Genomic DNA, 17,718 nt, shown 5'->3' on the forward strand with positions numbered 1-17,718 from the left:
ATGAACGTGATTCTAGTAATGGAATCTAGAATTCGGTAGGGAGGAGCCGGTCATGATCCAGCTCGCCGTACGATGACGGCCGTGCCGCAGACCGTTGCGGCGGACCCCGGCGAGCGGGAGCGGCTGCGCCACGCCTGGCGGACGCTGTCGGTCGTGAGCATGGCCAGCGTCCTGACCGCGCTCGGCGGCAGCGCGCTCAACGTGGCGCTCCCCCAGGTCGTACGGCAGACGCACGCGAGTGCGGACGCCGCGAGCTGGATCCTGCTCGCCTTCCAGCTCACGACGACCGTGCTCATGGTCGTGTTCGGCCGGCTCGCCGACCTGTTCGGGCGGCGGGCGATGTATCTCGGCGGCCTGGCCACCTACACCGTCGCCAGCCTGCTGGCCGGGCTCGCGCCGGACGCGTGGGTCATCGTGGCGCTGCGGGTGGTGCAGGCGGCGGGCGGGGCCATGCTGCTGACCAACAGCGCCGCCCTGGTGACCGCCGCCTTCCCCAAGTCGCGGCTCGGCGAGGGGATGGGCGTCTACACCGCGTCGTTCTCCATCGCCCAGCTCGCCGGCCCTTCGCTCGGCGGCCTGTTCACCGAGCACCTGGGCTGGCGCTGGGTGTTCTGGTACAACGTGCCCCTCGGCATCGCGTGCCTGGTCTGGGGCGCGATGGCCCTCCGTCCCGGACCGCCGCAGGGCCGCGACCGGGGGCTCGACCTGTCCGGCAACGCGCTCGTGCTCGCCTGTCTCGGCGGCCTGCTGCTCGCGCTGTCGGAGGTGACCAGGCTCGGCTGGGGACATCCGATGGTGGTCTCCGGGCTCGTCGTGTTCGCGGTGACGCTGCCGCTGTTCGTCGTGCGGGAGCTGCGGGCCCGTCATCCGGTGGTGGACATCCGGATGTTCCGCGATCTCACGTTCGCCCTCGGGACACTGGCGTCATTCCTCAACTCGACCGCTCGGGTCGGGGTGGTGCTCCTCGTGTCGCTGTTCTTCCAGGCCGTCCGCGGGGAGGACCCGGTGAGCGCGGCGGTGAAGGTGCTGCCGCTCTCGATCGCGGCGATGGCGGCGTCGGTCGCATCGGGCTTCCTGCTGCGCCGCCTCGGCCCGCGCACGGTGGCCGTCGCCGCGACCTCGCTGACGACGGCGGGCCTGGCCGTGCTGCTGTGGCTGATCTCCCCCGGCATGTCGTCGGCGTCGCTCACGGCCGCCCTCGTGCTGATCGGCGTCGGCTCGGGCATGTTCCTGCCCTCCAACACCACCGCGATCCTCGACGGGGTGCCGTCGCACCGGCTGGGGATCGTCAACGCCATGCGCCTGATGCTGCAGAACACCGGGGTGGTGGTCGGCACCGCGCTGGTCCTGTCGATCATCACGGTGCCGCTGCCGGCCGGGCTGCACGACGCCGTCTTCGCGGGAACGCTGTCCCACGTCTCATCCACGGCGGTCGAGCAGCTCGTGACCGGCTACCGCTGGGCGCTGGCCTGCATGACCGCCGTCTCCGCGCTTGCCGTGTTCACCGGATTCTCCAGAGGAAGGCTGGCCTTTCAGGGTCGGGAGGAATCCGGGCCTCCCAAGGGGTGGCCCGGCGAAGCCGGGACAAGCCAGAGTGCGAAGCGCTCATGACTCTCTCGTTTTCGCGTTCCGATCAGAGAAGTGGATGGCAAAATGCGGACGTGCGTACGGCGTACAAGGTGCGGGTCTATCCCGCCCCCGAGCAAGCAGCGGTGCTGAGCCGCACGTTCGGCTGCGTACGCCTGGTCTGGAACACGGTCCTTGCCTGGCGGCAGGCCCGCTACCGTGCTGAGGGCGTGAAGACCTCCTACGCGCAGACCGACCGGTATCTGACCGAGCTGAAACGCGACGGCGGCCACGACTTCCTGTACGAGGTCTCCAGCGTCCCCCTACAGCAGGCGCTGCGCCATCAGCACACCGCCTTTGCGAACTTCTTCGCCGGACGCGCCAAATACCCGCGGTTCAAGTCCCGCCACGGCCGCCAGTCCGCGACCTACACCCGCTCGGCGTTCCGCTGGCGGGACGGCCGGCTGTACCTGGCGAAGATGGACGCACCGCTGGAGTTCGTGTGGTCCTGGCCCGAACGTGACCTCACCACGATCAGCCCGACCACGGTGACCGTCTCCCGCGACCCCGACGGCCGCTGGTACGCCTCCTTTGCCGTGGAGACCGAAAACGCGACCGAACCCGAGCCAGCGCCCGCCACCGGCAGCCACGCCGGGATCGACCTCGGCGTGACCCACTTCGCCGTCCTGTCCACCGGGAAGAAGATCCCCAACCCCCGCCACCTGGAGCGCAAGACCCGCAACTTGGCCCGCTACCAGCGCAGGATGGCCCGCAAGCAGCGCGGATCGAACAACCGGGCCAAGGCCAGGGCGAAGGTCGCCCGCGCCCACACCAAGGTGCGGGACGCCCGCGCCGACTTCCTGCACCGCACCTCCACCCGGCTGGTCCGCGACCACGACCTGATCGTCATCGAAGACCTCAACGTCAAAGGCATGGTCCGCAACCGATCCCTGGCCCGCGCCATCTCCGACTGCGGATGGGGCGAGTTCCGCCGCCAGCTGGAGTACAAGACCGCCAAATACGGCCGCCGCCTGATCGTGATCAACCGCTGGTACCCCTCGTCCAAGACCTGCTCGGCGTGCGGGCACCTGCTCGCCGAACTGTCCCTGTCCACCCGGCACTGGACGTGCCCGGGATGCGGCACCCGGCACGACCGGGACGTCAACGCCGCCAAGAACATCCTGGCCGCTGGTCGAGCGGTGTCCGCCTGCGGAGCTGACGTGAGTCATTCCGGGTCCTCCCGGATGCGGTCGGCGTTGAAACAGGAAGCCCAGCCCGCGAGGGCGGGAATCCCCCGCCCTTAGGCGGGGGAGGAAGCCAACTGCTTCACCAGAAGGCGGGCGGGCTCGTCCGTCAGCTGAGGACGCGGCCGTGGCGGTCGCGGGCCTTCAGCCGCACGGTCGGCATCTCGGGCGCGGGAAGCGGGTTCTGCCCGCCCGGGACGACGCCGAAGCGGCCGCCCCGCATCCAGTCGTCGCGCGCCCGCGCGATCTCCTCGTGCGAACGGCCGACGAAGTTCCACCACATCACCAGGGGCTCCTCGAACGGCGTGCCGCCCAGCACGAACAGCCGGGCCGGACCGGCCGTCTCCATCGGCACCGCCGTACGGCCCTGCCCGAGATAGAGCAGCGAGCCCGGCGCCAGCGCGACCCCGGCCACCTCGGCCGTGCCCGACATGACCAGCACCGCCGTCTCGTACGCCGGATCGACCGGCAGCCGGTGCCGCCGGTGCTGTCCAGGCGGCCCGGAGAAGAGCACCTCGGCCCCGAGCAGGGGGGTGTGCACGAGGGCGGGCGAGCGCAGCGGCCCGGCCTCGCCCACCACGACCGTCACCGTGACGTCCCCGTCGCGCAGCACGGGCAGCGCGTCATGGTGCTCGAACCGCGCCTCGCCGTGCCGTGCCTCCTCCGGCAGCGCGACCCACAGCTGCAGCCCGTGCATGCCCGGCGGGTGCTCCGGCGGCGACTGCTCGGAATGGGCGATCCCGTGGGCGGCCGTCATCAGGTTGAGCTGCCCGGGCACGATCGCCTGGACGTTGCCGAGGCTGTCGCGGTGCAGGATCTCACCCTCGGCGAGCCAGGTGACCGTCTGCAGACCGGTGTGCGGATGCGGCGGCACCTGCATGCCCGGCCGGCCGCTCACGTCGTCGGGCCCGAAGTGGTCGACGAAGCACCATGCGCCGACCATCCGGCGCGGGCGCTGCGGGAGCAGCCGGCGCACGGTCGTGTAGCGGCCGAGCGGCACGTCGTGGCCGGGCAGGAGCACGCTCTCCGGCTCCGTGCCGTCGGCGACGGTACAGCCGTACAGCGCCGACTCCCCAGGGCTCACTCTGATGCCTCCCCGCCGTCGAGGGAGAACCTGGCCCGCTGATCGGCGGGCACCAGGTCGAGGTAGTCAGGGTGCCGCTCGATGTACCGCTTCACGAACGGGCAGAACGGCAGGACCGACAGCCCGGCGTCCCGGGCGGCGTCGAGCGCCGCCCGGACCAGCGTCGAGCCGAGGCCCCGGCCCTCGAAGGCCGGGTCGATCTCGGTGTGGGTGAAGGAGATCCTCGGCCCGTTGAGCCGGTAGTCGGCGAAGCCGGCGAGCGCGCCGTCCACGGTGATCTCGAAGCGGCTCGCCTCCGGGTTGTCGGCGACCTGCGGTTCTGACTGCTGCATCGGGATTCCTTCCAGGATTGTCGTCAGGCGGCGATCGTCGCGTGCATCTCCCACACGAGGATCTCGGCGGGCTCCGTCGCGGTGACCTTCTGCCCGCCGGTGGCGGTGAACCGTACGGCGTCGCCGGTCTCCAGAGTGCCCGCACCCTCCAGGGCGACGGTCCCCCGGGGTACGAACAGGTGCAGGAACGGCGCCTCCGGCAGCTCCACGCTCTGGCCCGGCTGGAGACGGGCGGCGTACAGCGCGGCGTACCGGTTCTTGATGCGGATGGCCGCCTCGCCGGTGTGCTTGTCCATGCCGCTGGCGACCGGCACCAGGCCGCCGGCCAGCAGCTCGTTCTCGATCTCCAGCTGCTCGTAGCCGGGGGTGATGCCGGGCTCGTCGGGGACCACCCACATCTGGACGAAGTGCACCGGCTTGTCGTGGGTGTCGCCGCCGGTCAGCCGCCAGGAGTCGTTCTTCTCCGAGTGCAGGATGCCGGTGCCGGCGCTCATGCGCTGGGCCAGGCCCGGATAGATGACGCCGGAGTGGCCCTCGGAGTCCTGGTGGACCAGCGAGCCCTGGAGCACCCAGGTGACGATCTCCATGTCGCGGTGCGGGTGGGTCTCGAAGCCGGTGCCGGGGTGGACGACGTCGTCGTTGTTGACCAGCAGCAGGCCGTGGTGGGTGTTGTCGGGGTCGTAGTGGCCGCCGAACGAGAACGAGTGCTTGGAATCCAGCCAGGAGATACGGGTGGCGGAACGCTCGGCCGCCCGGCGGATGTCCACACGAGGGGTCAGCCTGGTCGTGGTCATGAGTGCCCTTTCCTCGTCGCCATGTAGATGATGCGTCATCTACTGGTGCCCTCAACATACATGACGAGTCATTGATTCCGGCTAGCCTGGGGACCATGAACAGCCCTCGGTGGCTCGACCCGGACGAGCAGCGCGCCTGGCGGGCCTACCTGCGCATGCAGGGCCGCCTGACGGCCCGGCTCAACCGGCAGCTGCAGGCGGACTCGGGTCTGTCCCTGGCGGACTACGAGGTCCTCGTGCACCTCACCGACCGGGAGGAAGGGCGGCTGCGGCCGTACGAGCTGCAGCGCGACCTCCAGTGGGAGCAGAGCCGGCTGTCCCACCACCTGACCCGGATGCAGCGCCGGGGGCTCGTCCGGCGGGAGGAGTGCGCGGACGACGGCCGCGGCGCGTACGTCGTGATCACGGAGGAGGGCCGCCGGGCCATCACCGCCGCGGCCCCCGGACACGTGGAGACCGTGCGCCGCCTGTTCTTCGACGGTCTCACCCGCGAACAGGTCACCGCGCTCGAACGACTCGCCGCGGACGTGCTCGGCCGCCTCGACTAGCTAGCTCACCAGTCCCTCGGGGAAGACGACGTCGGCCACTCCGGGGACGGTCCTGGCGACCAGCCCGGCGATGCGGGCCGACCGCTCGTCGCCGGGGCCGTACAGCTCGACGACGCCGTCCCGCACGGCCGCGCCGAAGGACGAGGTGTCGGCGCAGTCGCGCAGCGCCGCGAGCACGTCGTCGCGGATCCGCTCGTCCCCCTGGGCCAGCAGGCCCATCAGGTCGCGGCGGCTGACGATCCCCACGAGCTCGTCGTCGCACAGGACGGGGACGCTCTTCACCCCCGTCGTGATCATCAGTTCGACCAGGTCCATGGTGTCGGCGCCGTCCCCGACGGTGGCGACGCGCGGCGTCATGACCTCCTCGACGAGCGCGGGCGGCCTGCCGGTGGGCAGGGCCTCGGGGCGCAGGAAGGCCCGGGGGTTGGCCCCGAACTCACCGCGCAGCAGATCCATCTCGCTGACGATGCCGACCATCCGCCCGGCCGCGTCCACCACCGGCGCGGCCGTGATGTCCTGCTCGTACAGCAGGCGGACGGCCTGCTTGATCGTCACCGTGCGCCGGACCGTCACCACCGGCGTCGTCATGATCTCGCGGACCAGCATCGTGACCACCTCCTACGCGGCCGGTGCGAGGGCGAGCGTGCCGCCGGGCGCCGGTGCGACCCGTGCGCCGAACTCCCGGCCGATCCGGTCGAGCGTCGCCCGCAGCCACTCGCGGTCCCCGCCGCAGGCGTGCCGCAGCCGCATCCGTACGGCCCGCATCGGCGCCATCCGCAGCTCCAGCAGCCGCCCCGACGCCGCCTCGGCCGTCGCGAAGTACAGCAGCCGCAGGTCGTCGCGGTACTCCTCGTAACCGGTGATGCCCTCGTAGTCGTCGATGAAGTCCCCGCAGCCGTAGAGGATCAGCCGGTCGCGGTACACCTCGGCCGGGCGGGGATGGTGGGAGGAGTGGCCGTGGACGAGATCGACGCCGCCCTCGACCAGCGCGTGCGCGAACTCGACCTGGTCGTCCTCGACCTCGTAGCCCCAGTTGGAACCCCAATGGAGGGAGACGACCGCGATGTCCCCCGGCCGCTTGGCCTGTCGGACACGGTGGACCGTCTCCGCCGCGGCGTCGCGGGACGGCCCGGACAGGAAGGCCACCCCGGGCCGGTCGCGGGCCGCCGCCCATCCGCCGGGGACGCCGCTGGACGGCATCGCGACTGCGAACACCAGGACCCGCCCACCGCCGGGGAGCGCCACGACCGCCGGCCGCCGCGCCTCGTCCTCGTCCCGTCCCGCGCCCGCCTGGTCGAGTCCCGCCCCCGCCAGCGCGTCCAGCGTCTCGGTGAGCCCGCGTACGCCGAAGTCGAGCACGTGGTTGTTGGCCAGCACGCACACGTCGGGCCGGGCCACGGCCAGGGCGGGGAGATTGGCCGGGTTCATCCGGTAGTGCACTTCCTTGCCCGGCGCGAAGTCGCGGCCGCGCGTGACGCTCGTCTCCAGGTTCAGCACGCGTACGTCGGGGGCGGCCTCGTCCAGCACCTCCAGGGCGTCGCCCCAGGGCCAGGAGTAGCCCACCGGCCGCGGGATCGGGCCGTTCGCCTCCTCCGCCAGCTCGACGTACGCGCGGGCGTCCCGGACGCACGACTCCTCAAGCGCGGGATCTCCGGGGTGCGGGAGGATCTGGTCGACGCCCCGGCCCAGCATGACGTCGCCGCACAGGAACAGCGTCACCGGGTCCCCCGCCGCCGATCGCATCTCACCCCTCCTCGGTGAGTGCCGCACAGCGGGCGCCGCCCGGACAGTGGGGGAAGTCCTTGTGGTGGGCCAGCCACAGGCGGACGAGGGCGGCTTCGAGGTCGCGCACGTCCACCCCCGCCTCGCCGGCGATCTCCCGCAGCCGATCGAGGGGGTGGTGTCCCGCGCCGAGCAGCCCGGCGTGCCGCCCGGCTTCCAATGCCCGGTCGTCCGGCGGCGGGTCCACCCCCGGCCAGACGCCGCGCAGCTCGCGCAGGAACAGCGTGACCGTCACCGGGCCCCAGCCGGGCAGCGCGCCGAGCGCGGCGCGGGTCTCGTCCAGGCCGCCCCCGCGCAGCGCGCCTACCTCGCCGCCCACCGACTCGGCGAGGCGGAGCAGCCGGGTGGCCGTGCGGTAGTCGTAGCGGGCGTAGCCGCCGCGGTCGAGGATCTCGACCAGTTCCTCCCACGTGCGGCCTTCGACGTCGGAGATTCCGCGCACCCCCGCCTCGGCCATGGCCCGGTAGGTCCGTACGGCGATCGCGGCGGAGATCCGGGCGCCGAACAGCGTCGCCGCGAGCAGCCACCGCTCGACCTCGCGATCACCCCGGTCGACGTCGATGCCCATCTCGCGGGAGAACCGTCCGCCCAGGGTCTCGACAAGACGGCACGCTCGGTCCGGCAGGCGGGTCAGGTCCCTGCCCGCCGCCGTACGGCCGCGCGTCCTGGACGTCACGCTCCCATCCTCCCCCCTGGCCGTCCGCCGCCACCGGGCGGTATCAGGCGCCGGACAGCAGGTCGTCCATGTCCTCGTCCCGGTGGAGGCGGCCGATCGCCTCGGCCAGCAGCGGGGCGACCGGGCACACCTCCAGCGACGGCAGGGCCGCCTCGTCCTGCGGCAGGGTGTCGGTGACGACCAGGCCCCGGATCAGGCTCCGGATCTCCGCGCGGCGCAGCCGCTCCCACGCGTCCCCGGCGAACACGCCGTGCGTCGCGGCGACGGCGAACGGCGGCGCCGCTCCCTGTGCGAGCAGGGCCTCGACGGCCGCCTCGATCGTCGCGCCCGTGCTGATCATGTCGTCGACGACCAGCGCGGGGCGGCCGGTGACGTCGCCGAAGACCTGCTCGGCCCGCACGTCCGCCCCGGTCAGCCGCGTCTTGCGGACCAGCGCGACGGGCCGCGCCAGCAGGCGGGCGTAGTGGCGGGCGAGTTTGACCGCGCCGAGGTCGGGCGCGACCACCACCGCCTCCTCCGGCAGCCCGCGGCCGGCGGCGCGGGCGAGGGCGGGCACGGCCGTCAGCGTCTCCACCGGCATCGGGCACACCGCCTCCAGCGCGGCCGTGTGCGGGTCGACCGCGATCAGGCGCTCGACCCCGGCCGAGGCGAGCGCGGCCACCACCACCCGCAGCCCGATCGCCTCTCCCTCGCGGCGGCGCCGGTCCTGCCGGGCGTATCCCACATAGGACACGACCGCCGTCAGCCGGGCCGCGCCGCCCCGCCGGCAGGCGTCGGCGAGCAGCAGCGCCTCCATGACGTGCTCGTCGACGGGCGGCCCGGTGGGCTGGACGAGGTAGACGTCCGCGCCCCGGACACCGGTGACGACCGGCCGCGACTCGCCGTCCGGGAACCGCTCGACCGCCGGGACGGACGGCTCCTGGTCCAGCGCGGCCGCGACGGCGGCGGCGAGCGGGCGGTTGGCCGTCCCTGCCACGATCCGCAACGTCATGGCTGCTCCCCTCTCAGAACGGCCACTCCGTGACCGTCCCCCGTAGGCCCGGAGGCAAGCGTGGCCCGGGCGGGTAAAACCCCGGCGATCCGGCACCGGCCCTCGTCCAAGTAGGAATCAAGACGCTTGCAACCGGCCGAGGACACTGTGAGGCGAATGAACAGCAGACTGAGGAGAAGTGCCGGGCTCCCATCGCCCGTCAGACGGCCGCCCTCGGGGGGCACCGCGCACGCGACGTCGGCTCCCCTCCTCAAGGTTCCCCCTCCGACGACGATGTCGGAGCACGACTCACATCGGGTTCCCGCAACGGCGGCGTCATGGGCGGAGACCTGGCAGGCGGGACCGAGCACCGGACCGGCCCAACCGGTGACCATCAGGCTTCTCGGGCCGCTCGACGTCGTCTTCGGCGACACCGCGAGATACGTCTCGGGACTGCGCAGGAAGACCGCCCTGGCCGCGCTCGCCCTGCGGGTGGGGAAGGTGGTCAGCTACGACAGGTTGATCGACGTCGTCTGGGGCGGCCGATCACCCGTCACGGCCGTGAACACGTTGCAGAGCCACATCTCCTACCTGCGCCGGCTCTTCGGGGTACGCGAGTCGATCGTCACGCGGCCGGCCGGATACTGCCTGGTCCAGGGCGACGTCACCACCGACGTGGAGATCGCCGAGCAGCTCATCGACGAGGCGAGACGGTCGGCCGACCCCCGGTTACGGGCGGCCAAGCTCAGGGAGGCCGTCTCGTTGTGGCGCGGTCAGCCGCTGGACGACCTCAGCGCTCACCCCTGGCTGGACGAGCAGGCCGAGCGGCTCGAACAGGTACGCATGATCGCGTTCACCGTCTTCGTGGAGGCCCGGCTCGACTTGGGCGAGCACGCCGCGCTCATCCCGGAGCTGGAGGACCTCACCCGCCAGCACCCCTTCTACGAGGACCTGCACCGGCAGCTGTCACTCGCGCTGTACCGGACGGGCCGCCAGGCCGACGCGCTGTCCGTCCTGCACCGGCTCAGGGGCAGGCTCAGAAGGGAGCTGGGTGTCTCCCCCGGGAGGCCGTTGCAGGCGCTGGAGGAGGCGATCCTCAATCACGACGCCTCCCTCGACCCGCCCGTCGCCCGCCTGGCGATCCGGCCCGGCGCCGACGCGCCCGACCTGCCCGGCTCCGCCGGGGTGAGCCAGGCGGGACCGGTCGTTCCGGCGCAGCTGCCGCCCAGAGGGGGCAGGATCGTCGGCCGCGTGGCCGAGCTGGAACACCTCGACCAGGTGCTGGAGCGGCAACAGGGCACCGAGACCGGCTCGGCCGCCATCCTGGCGGTGTCCGGGGCGCCGGGAGTGGGGAAGACGGCACTGGCCGTCCACTGGGCGCAGCGGGTGGCCGGGCGGTTCCCCGACGGCCAGCTCTACGCCGACCTCCGGGGGTTCGACCCGAGCGGATCGGTCCTGGACCCGGCGGACGCCCTGTACGGGTTCCTCAACGCTCTCGCCGTGCCGCCGAGCGGCATCCCCGCCGGCGTCGAGGCCCGGGCGGGCCTTTATCGCAGCCTCCTGGCCGGCAAACGGATCCTCGTGGTGCTCGACAACGCCAGGGACGCCGCGCACGTCCGCCCGCTCCTGCCCGGCTCGCCCGAGTGCGCGGCCGTGGTGACCAGCCGGACGCAGTTGACGCCACTGGTCGTCACCGAGGGGGCGCGGCAGCTGACCCTCGGCCCGCTGCCGCCCGCCGAAGCGTACGCCCTGCTGGCGAGCCGCCTGGGCGAGGACAGGGTGAAGGCGGAGCACGACGCGGCCGAGGAGATCGTCGAGCAGTGTGGCGGGCTGCCGCTGGCGCTGGCCATCGTGGCGGCGCAGGCCGAGACGTATCCGGTGCGCCCTCTCACGAGACTGGCCGCCGACATGCTGGGGGGCTGGGCGCCCCTGGACGTCCTGACGGGCGGTGATCCCACCACCGACCTGCGCACCGTCTTCTCCTGGTCGTATCGGTCCCTCGGCGAGCACGCGGCGGGACTGTTCCGCCGGCTCGGATGCCGTGCGGAGGGCGACGTCACCGCGCGGACCGCCGCCGAGCTGGCCGGTCTGCCCGTGCAGCGGGTCCGTCCGCTGCTCGACCAGCTCACCGCCTCGCACCTGCTCACCCGGTATCCGCGTGACCGGTACGTGCTGCCCGGACTGCTCCGGGCGTACGCGGCCGAGCTCTGGCGTCAGCACGAGAAGGAGACGTGCGGGCACCTGGGGTAGGCGCCTGCCCGTCCTGTCCGCGCCCGGGGGCGTCCGAGGACGTGACGGTCATCGGACGCCCCTCGGCGCCGTGAGCCTGCCCAGCACGTGGACCGCCCCCAGGGCCCTGTTGACCTCCCGTATCGTCCGCGTGCCTCCGACAGCCCCGTCGCGCAACGCCCGCAGCCCTTCGGACGCGGTCATCCGCCCGGCCTGCTGCCGGCCCGACGACCACGCGTCCGACAGAGCGCGCCGCCAGCCCTTCCCGTTGCGGTGCGCGATGACCAGCTCGGGCCGGAACCGCACCGGGGTGCCGCGCTCTGCCAGGGAGCGGGCGAGGCTGTTGTCCCCGCCCGTGCCTTCCTGGGAGAAACCGCCCACCTCATGGAAGACCTCGGTCAGGACCGCGCTGTTGCCGCCGGCGAAGAAGCCGACCGTGGCGTCGCGTTCCAGCCGTGCGTACCGGGCGTCGTATCGGGCCTGGCGCGCGCGGGACAGCAGGCCGAAGTCGAAGCAGAGCACCCGCCCGGTGATCGCCGGGCTGCCGTCGTCCACAGTCGCGGCCTGGATGAGCCAGTCGCCGCGCGGTGCGGCGTCGTCGTCCAGGAAGGCGAGCACGTCACCCGTCGCCAGTTCGACGCCGAGCCGGCGGCTGGCGCCCGCCCCCATCCGGTCCCGGCTGCGCAGGATCTCGACGGGCAGGGGCGAAGACCTGGCGACGGCGGTGGCGTGCCCGGTGACCGAGGCGTCGTCCACCACGATGACCTGGTGCAGCTTCGCCCGGGAGTCCGAGCCGTCGAGGCGGCGCGCGCACTCTGTCAGCGCGTCGAGACATCGCCGCAGGTCGCGAGCTCTGTCGCGGGTGGGAATGACTACTGAGATCCGAACCACTGCTCTCTCCATCCAGTAGCGAGGCCCGCCCACCGCTCCACCTCGCCGCTCGGCAGATAGGTGCGGCGGATGTGCAGCGGGCGGTGCTCCCAGGAGGCCGGCGGGGACTTGACCGTTCCGAAGGCCAGGAGGCCGGCGGGGACCGGAGGTCGCTCGGGGATGAGCCCGTAGGGGTAGGCGAACGTCCGCACCGGCTCGCCCGTCCGCTCGCGGACCCGGCGCAGCGACGCCGTGACCTCCTCGGCGGCCTCGTTTCCGCCGAGTTCCGGCAGCTTGGGGTGACGGACGGTGTGCGCCGACAGCACATGTCCGAGCCCCGCGAACCGCTCCGCCTCCTCCCACGTCAGGAAGCTCCTGCGGGGCGGCAACGCGGCCCGCTCCGGCTCGCTCAGCCGGTCGGCGGCGTCCAACTCGCCGGTGACGCAGAAGAGCAGCGCCTTGACGCCGAACTCCGCGAGCAGCGGAGCCGCCACCTGCAGGTTGTCCCGGTAGCCGTCGTCGAAGGTGAACAGCACGCTCGGATGGTCGGGCGGACGGAATCCCGGCCCGACGGCGGCCGGGTCCAGCGCCGGGCCGACCGTGCCGAGCACCGTGTCGAGGCCCCTGCGGAACTGGTCGGGGGAGAGCGCGGTGTAGTGGTCGACGAGGGCGTTGACGTGGTGGAAGTACAGCACCAGCGGCCAACCGGGGGCGGAGCCGAGCGCGGGGTCGGCGAGGTCGGCGATCAGGGGAGCCCCCATCCGAGTTCGGCCAGCACGGACGCCGGCACCTCCACCCCGCGCGCGTCGGCCTCGGCGGCGTGGTCCTCCTCGGGCTGGTCGGGGAACCACGGGCGGGCCGGCCGGGTGGCGTGACCGTCCAGCACGGCGGCGCGCAGCCGGTCGACGAAGCCGTCCAGCGCCTCCGGCTCGCCCGCCGGACCCAGATGCCGGGCGGACAGCCCGATGAAGAGCTGCGAGCAGCCCATCACCTGCTCCGGGTGCTTGCGCTGCTTGCCGACGTCCGGGCTCACCCGGCGGCCCGCGACCGCACCGGCCAGGATCTCCGCCAGGAGGGTGACGCACAGCCCCTTGTAGCCGCCGAACAGGGGAATCGAGCCGCCGCGGTCGAGGTCGCCCGGGTCGGTCGTGGGCGCGCCAGACGCGTCCTGCAGCCAGCCCGGCGGCACCGGCACTCCCCTGTTCAGGGCGTCTCTGATCTTCCCGGCGGCGACGACACCGGTCGCCAGGTCGACGCAGAACGGCTCTCCTCCCTCAGCGGAGGGAGTGACCAGGCAGATCGCGTTGCTGCCCAGGGTGGGCCCGCCCGCGCCGGGAGCGGCGATGGAGGGGCCGGAGGTGTTGAGCAGGAAGCCCACCACCTGGTGCCGCTGGAACGCGTGCCGATAGGCGGCGAGCATTCCGACGTGGTTGTTGTCGTGCACGGCGACCGCCGCCAGCCCGTGCTCCGCCGCCTTGGCCGCGCACCAGTCGGCCGCCAGCCGGGCCGCGGGCTGGCCGAGGCCGCCCCCCGCGTCGACGGTCGCGACGGCGGGGCCGGCCTCGGTGAGCCGGGGCCGGGCCGCGGCCCGGATCCCGCCCTCCTCGATCCGCCTCAGGTAGGTGGGCAGCAGGGCGACGCCGTGCGAACGGTGCCCTCGGCGTTCGGCGTCGACCAGGACGCTGCTCGCGGCCTCGGCGGCCGGCGCCTCGACACCGGCCGCGAGCAGGGCGGCCAGAGTGCGGCGATGCAGTTCGGCCAGCGGGACGCGGACGCCCGCGGGCGGGCGGGCGGGCGGCGACTCGACGAACTGCCCGCCGTCGAGCCGCAGGGACCGGTATCGGCCGGGCACGCTCAGTCCTGCCCATTCGTGTCCGGCGAGCACCAGAACGCTGAACGGGTCGTCGTCGGGCGGCAGGTCGGCCACGGTGATGCTGCCGGGCCCGTCTCCGGCGTCCAGCACCGTGGTGCCCCGGCCGGCCCGCAGGCGCCCGAGGCGTCCGCTGCGGACGGGGCCGACCCTGACCGTTCCGTACGTGGGGGGCATCCGGCCGTCCAACAGGGCCGTGAGGCTGCTGCGGGCCTCGCCGTCCAACCCGGACAGCAGAACCTTCTCGCCCTCGCGGATCCTCAGGTCGGCGCCGCGCAGCAGGACCCGTTCGGCGCCCGGCGGGCCGACGGAGAGCACGACGTCCTGTAGTTCGAGCACGAGCGGCAGGTGGGAGGCCGCGGACGCGAGGCCGGTCGTCGTGGGGGGCGTCATGCCGGCCCCCCGGCACGCAGAGCGGCCTGCTCGAGCCGCGCGAGGGTGGAGCGCACCAGGTGCTCCACGGTCTCCCTGGCGAAGTGGTCCCGGCTGAACTTGACGGCGAAGGCGAACCGCTCGCCGACCTGGTCGGCCTCCAGCATCAGCACGTACGGTTCCGTCTGGCGGGGCGAACGGCGGCCGCCGGCCGACACCGTGGAAGGCGGGAGCCAGTCCACCTCACGGGCGTTGATCTCGCTCATCCGGCTGCGGAAGTTCAGCCGGATGCCGCTGGACGGCAGGTCCGCGAGGGCGGTGTGCCCGGCGAACCGCAGCGCGTCGAACCCGAAGCGGTCCTTCGGCACCCGGTCGAACACGGCCGCGGCCCGCTCCAGCCAGTCACCCGGGCCGGCGGTCACCACGACGGGATAGCTGGCCTGGAAGTATCCGATGCCGGAGGTGATGTCCGGTCCGCCGGGCAGCTTGTCCCGCCCGTGGTGGTAGGTGTCCACGCTCACCCCGGGCAGGCCGAACCGCTCCGTGATCGCGTCCGCGGCGGCGGTCAGCACCAGCGCCTCGAAGGTCAGACCACTGCGCACGGCCAGCCGCTGGACCGCGGCCGTGTGCGCGACGTCCAGTTCGGCGCTCGCGACGTCCATGCTGGACAGCAGGCCGGGCCCGGTCGCCTCGACCGGCACCGGACGGACCCGCGTCCAGTCCTGGCCGGCCCACGCCGCCGCGTCCCGGCCGGCCTGCGCGGAGGTCAGCCAGGCGGACAGCACCCGCGCCCGGTCCCGTGGCGCGCCGGGAGCGGCCGGGAGGTCCGCGCCGACGAGGAGGGCCTCCAGGTCGTCCGCGATGAGCTCGACGGAGAAACCGTCGAGCGTCAGGTGGTGGAGCGCGACCTGGAGCAGCCGCTGGGCCGGCAGCCAGCGCGCGGCCAGCACCCGCCCTTCGGCGAGCCGGTGCGCCCGCCAGCCGTCCCGCAGCACGCCGGGCACCTCGTCGTCGGGCACGTCGGCCTTGACGAACAGGCCGTCCGGCGCGGCGGGGAGCACCTCCGCGCGCGGCGCGCCCTCGCCCTCGAGCACATAGCGGGTGCGCAGAGCCTCGTGCCTGCCGGCCAGGGCGAGGACGGCGGCCTCCACGTCCCCGGTGTCCACCGGCCTGCCGTCGGGCGTACGCTCCGGCACGTCGAAGATCCAGCCGAGGGAGAAGTGGTCGGGATCGGTGAATCCGTTGGCGATCCAGCGGTGCTGAGTGGGGAGCAGCGGCACCGTGCCGGTCCTTCCCCTGCCGGCCGTCCCCTCCGATCCCATCGGGTCCGTGGCCTCGCGGAGCGCTTCGAGCCGGGACAGGATGCCGCTGAACGTGCGCCCGCGCAGGATGTCGGCCGGTGTCGCGGCGACACGGGCCTGGCGGAGCCTGCTCAGCATCCGTACGGCCAGCAGGGAGTCGCCTCCCACGGCGAAGAAGTCCGTGTCCGGACCGGCCGGGGCCGCGCCCAGGGCCGCCTGCCACGCCTCGCCGAGCAGGTCGGCGGTCGAGGCGGGCCGCGTGTGGTCAGGTGGTGTCATGCCGTGCTGCTCGCTTCCTTCGAGTCGGTGCCGGGCGCCGCGGTGGCCGCGGCCGGTTCGGTCGTCGTGCCCGTCTCGGCCGGTTCCTCGGCTCCGTGGGCCAGCCAGGCGCTCGCCAGGCAGCCCACCCCCAGAACCGCCGCCAGGACGAACCAGGCGATACCGGGCGCCTGCGTGATCAGGACGATGACGAGCACCGGGCCGATCGCCTGGTGCGCGGAGAAGCTGATGGAGAACAGGGAGAGATAACGACCCCGCAGGTGCTCCGGAGCGAGGTTGACGGAGACCGTCCATTCGCCGACCGCGCCGTACAACTCGGCGGCGGTATGGGCCAGCACGCCGACCACCAGGAGGACCACGACGAGCGACAACGCGTCCCCGGCCAGGGACGCCGCCCAGTAGACGATCGCGGCGAGCGCGAAGGCCGCCGCGGCCCGGGCGTAAACCGGCGGCGTCTGGCCGACCCGGGAGATCCCCTTGGTCAGCCGGACCTGCAGGAGCACGACGAGCGCCGTGTTCATCGCGAACAGCACTCCCACCAGCCCCGGCGAGGCGGCGGTGTGCTGGTCGATCCAGAGCGGCACGCCCACGTTCAGGGCCGTCACGTGCGTCATGACCAGCGTGTTCAGCACGGCCAGCGCGACGTACCTGCGGTCGGCGAGCACCTCGCGGAACCCGCCACGCGGGCTCGCCTTCCCGCCCCCGCCCCCGCCCGCGCCGGCGCCGGCGGCGCGGGCGGCCGCCGGGCGCGTCACGTGGATGCCGATGACCAGCGCGGCGGCCACGAGGAACGACACCGCGTCCCCGGCCAGCACCATCGTGTAGCCGGTGTGGGCCTTCAGGGCGACCAGCGCCGCGCTGGTCAGCCCGCCGAGGCCGAAGCCGATGTTGCGCACCGACCTCTGGAAGGCCATCAGCGGCACGCGCTGCTCCGGGGTGACCATCGCGGCCACGAGCGCCTGCTTGGCGGGCCGCGCGCTGTGCTCGGCGATCTCGGCGACGACCGCGACCACCATGAAGGAGACCCAGTCGCGGATCGCGAGGTAGCCGAAGTAGCCGGTCGCCGCGGTCAGGAAGCAGGCGATGACCATGGTCCTGGGGCCGAGGCGATCGATGAGCGCGCCGGCCGCGGGCGCGCACACCGTTCCCACCAGGGCCGCGACCCCGAGCCCGACGCCCACCGACGCCGCGGGCAACTGGACCACGGCGGTCAGATAGAGGACGGTGACCGGGATGCGCATGCCCGTGCCGACCGCGTCGATGACCGCCACCCAGGCCCAGCGCCGGGCGCCGGGGACGTCGGGGAGCCCTATCCAGTTGCGCGCGAGGCGGCGGAGGACCTCCGGGGCGCTCACGACCCGGGCTTTCGCGACTCGACCGGGCTGAGGAACTCCAGCCGGTTCTCGTGGCAGTCCTTCACGTAGAAACGCCGGTGGCCGGGGAAGTTGTCGTCCCAGGTGACCTCGACCCCCCGGTCGGCCAGCGACGCGGCGAGGGCGTCGAGGTCCGCGACGAGGATGCCGGGGTGGGCCTTACGCGCCGGGCGGAAGTCCTCCTCGACTCCCAGGTGGATCTCGAGGTTGTCGGCGCGGACCCACAGGCCGCCACGGGCGGCGAGCACGGGGGGCTTCTGGATCTCGGTCATGCCGAGCACGTCCACGTAGAAACGACGGCAGACCTCCTCCTCCCCCGGCGGCAGGGCGAGCTGCACGTGGTGAAGCCCGAGGCCGAAGGCGGAGGTGGCGGTCGTGGTCTCGTACGGCTGGGGCTGCGGGCGGTCGCTCATGTCGGAAATGCCTTT

General features: G+C 73.1%; 17 protein-coding genes. 4 read left to right on the forward strand and 13 right to left on the reverse strand.

Annotated features, from left to right (window positions below; genetic code table 11):
• Window positions 1–81: 81 nt before the first annotated feature.
• Both FH610_RS22990 and FH610_RS22995 read left to right on the forward strand, forming a co-directional pair.
• A complete protein-coding gene (locus FH610_RS22990; protein ID WP_240809136.1) occupies window positions 82–1,611 on the forward strand; it encodes an MFS transporter in 1,530 nt (509 codons plus the stop codon).
• A 50-nt stretch (window positions 1,612–1,661) separates the two neighbouring features.
• Entirely contained in the window at window positions 1,662–2,870 is a 1,209-nt protein-coding gene (locus FH610_RS22995) for an RNA-guided endonuclease InsQ/TnpB family protein (RefSeq protein ID WP_139576694.1), read from the forward strand.
• 49 nt (window positions 2,871–2,919) lie between these two features.
• On the opposite strand, the gene FH610_RS23000 is transcribed toward FH610_RS22995, so the two are convergent.
• The 3 genes from FH610_RS23000 to FH610_RS23010 are packed head-to-tail and all read right to left on the reverse strand — an operon-like array spanning window position 2,920 to window position 5,020.
• The gene (locus FH610_RS23000) at window positions 2,920–3,894 is read right to left on the reverse strand and encodes a pirin family protein (RefSeq protein ID WP_240809137.1); all 975 of its coding nucleotides are present in this window, start codon (window positions 3,892–3,894) and stop codon (window positions 2,920–2,922) included.
• On the reverse strand, window positions 3,891–4,226 hold the full coding sequence (locus FH610_RS23005) for a GNAT family N-acetyltransferase (protein ID WP_139576696.1): 336 nt from the start codon (window positions 4,224–4,226) through the stop codon (window positions 3,891–3,893). Before FH610_RS23005 ends, FH610_RS23000 begins: the two co-directional genes overlap by 4 nt.
• A 23-nt stretch (window positions 4,227–4,249) precedes the next feature.
• A complete protein-coding gene (locus tag FH610_RS23010; protein ID WP_139576697.1) occupies window positions 4,250–5,020 on the reverse strand; it encodes a pirin family protein in 771 nt (256 codons plus the stop codon).
• Between the two features lie 95 nt (window positions 5,021–5,115).
• Here FH610_RS23010 and FH610_RS23015 point away from each other — a divergent pair, with 95 nt between their 5' ends.
• Window positions 5,116–5,568, forward strand: a complete 453-nt coding sequence (locus FH610_RS23015; RefSeq protein WP_139576698.1) for a MarR family winged helix-turn-helix transcriptional regulator — start codon at window positions 5,116–5,118, stop codon at window positions 5,566–5,568.
• Here FH610_RS23015 and FH610_RS23020 read toward each other — a convergent pair whose 3' ends face one another.
• From FH610_RS23020 to FH610_RS23035, 4 genes are read right to left on the reverse strand one after another with little or no spacing between them, the layout of a single operon-like run.
• Window positions 5,569–6,174, reverse strand: a complete 606-nt coding sequence (locus FH610_RS23020) for a CBS domain-containing protein (protein ID WP_139576699.1) — start codon at window positions 6,172–6,174, stop codon at window positions 5,569–5,571.
• A gap of 12 nt (window positions 6,175–6,186) precedes the next feature.
• Window positions 6,187–7,311: a CapA family protein gene (locus tag FH610_RS23025; protein WP_139576700.1), complete on the reverse strand. Its 1,125-nt coding sequence runs from the start codon at window positions 7,309–7,311 to the stop codon at window positions 6,187–6,189.
• 1 nt (window position 7,312) lies between these two features.
• Window positions 7,313–8,026 carry a hypothetical protein gene (locus FH610_RS23030; RefSeq protein ID WP_139576701.1) on the reverse strand — a complete coding sequence of 238 codons (714 nt, stop codon included), beginning with the start codon at window positions 8,024–8,026 and terminating at the stop codon, window positions 7,313–7,315.
• Window positions 8,027–8,069: 43 nt separating this feature from the next.
• Entirely contained in the window at window positions 8,070–9,017 is a 948-nt protein-coding gene (locus tag FH610_RS23035; RefSeq protein ID WP_139576702.1) for a ribose-phosphate diphosphokinase, read from the reverse strand.
• Window positions 9,018–9,383: 366 nt separating this feature from the next.
• Between FH610_RS23035 and FH610_RS23040 the strand changes: the two genes are divergently transcribed.
• Window positions 9,384–11,246, forward strand: a complete 1,863-nt coding sequence (locus FH610_RS23040) for an AfsR/SARP family transcriptional regulator (protein WP_161628059.1) — start codon at window positions 9,384–9,386, stop codon at window positions 11,244–11,246.
• 48 nt (window positions 11,247–11,294) lie between these two features.
• On the opposite strand, the gene FH610_RS23045 is transcribed toward FH610_RS23040, so the two are convergent.
• The 6 genes from FH610_RS23045 to FH610_RS23070 are packed head-to-tail and all read right to left on the reverse strand — an operon-like array spanning window position 11,295 to window position 17,703.
• Window positions 11,295–12,116, reverse strand: a complete 822-nt coding sequence (locus tag FH610_RS23045; RefSeq protein ID WP_161628060.1) for a glycosyltransferase family 2 protein — start codon at window positions 12,114–12,116, stop codon at window positions 11,295–11,297.
• A complete protein-coding gene (locus FH610_RS23050; RefSeq protein WP_139576705.1) occupies window positions 12,098–12,856 on the reverse strand; it encodes a polysaccharide deacetylase family protein in 759 nt (252 codons plus the stop codon). Before FH610_RS23050 ends, FH610_RS23045 begins: the two co-directional genes overlap by 19 nt.
• Window positions 12,841–14,358, reverse strand: a complete 1,518-nt coding sequence (locus FH610_RS23055; protein WP_139576706.1) for an Ldh family oxidoreductase — start codon at window positions 14,356–14,358, stop codon at window positions 12,841–12,843. Before FH610_RS23055 ends, FH610_RS23050 begins: the two co-directional genes overlap by 16 nt.
• Window positions 14,355–15,917 (reverse strand): condensation domain-containing protein, encoded by a 1,563-nt coding sequence (locus tag FH610_RS23060; RefSeq protein WP_139576707.1) that lies wholly within the window; start codon window positions 15,915–15,917, stop codon window positions 14,355–14,357. Before FH610_RS23060 ends, FH610_RS23055 begins: the two co-directional genes overlap by 4 nt.
• Window positions 15,914–17,272 carry an MFS transporter gene (locus FH610_RS23065; RefSeq protein ID WP_139576708.1) on the reverse strand — a complete coding sequence of 453 codons (1,359 nt, stop codon included), beginning with the start codon at window positions 17,270–17,272 and terminating at the stop codon, window positions 15,914–15,916. The genes FH610_RS23060 and FH610_RS23065 overlap by 4 nt, the downstream gene beginning before the upstream one ends.
• Window positions 17,269–17,703, reverse strand: a complete 435-nt coding sequence (locus FH610_RS23070) for a VOC family protein (RefSeq protein WP_139576709.1) — start codon at window positions 17,701–17,703, stop codon at window positions 17,269–17,271. Before FH610_RS23070 ends, FH610_RS23065 begins: the two co-directional genes overlap by 4 nt.
• Between the last annotated feature and the right edge of the window lie 15 nt (window positions 17,704–17,718).

The sequence above is a fragment of the Microbispora catharanthi genome, from assembly GCF_006334915.2.
GTDB lineage: Bacteria > Actinomycetota > Actinomycetes > Streptosporangiales > Streptosporangiaceae > Microbispora > Microbispora catharanthi.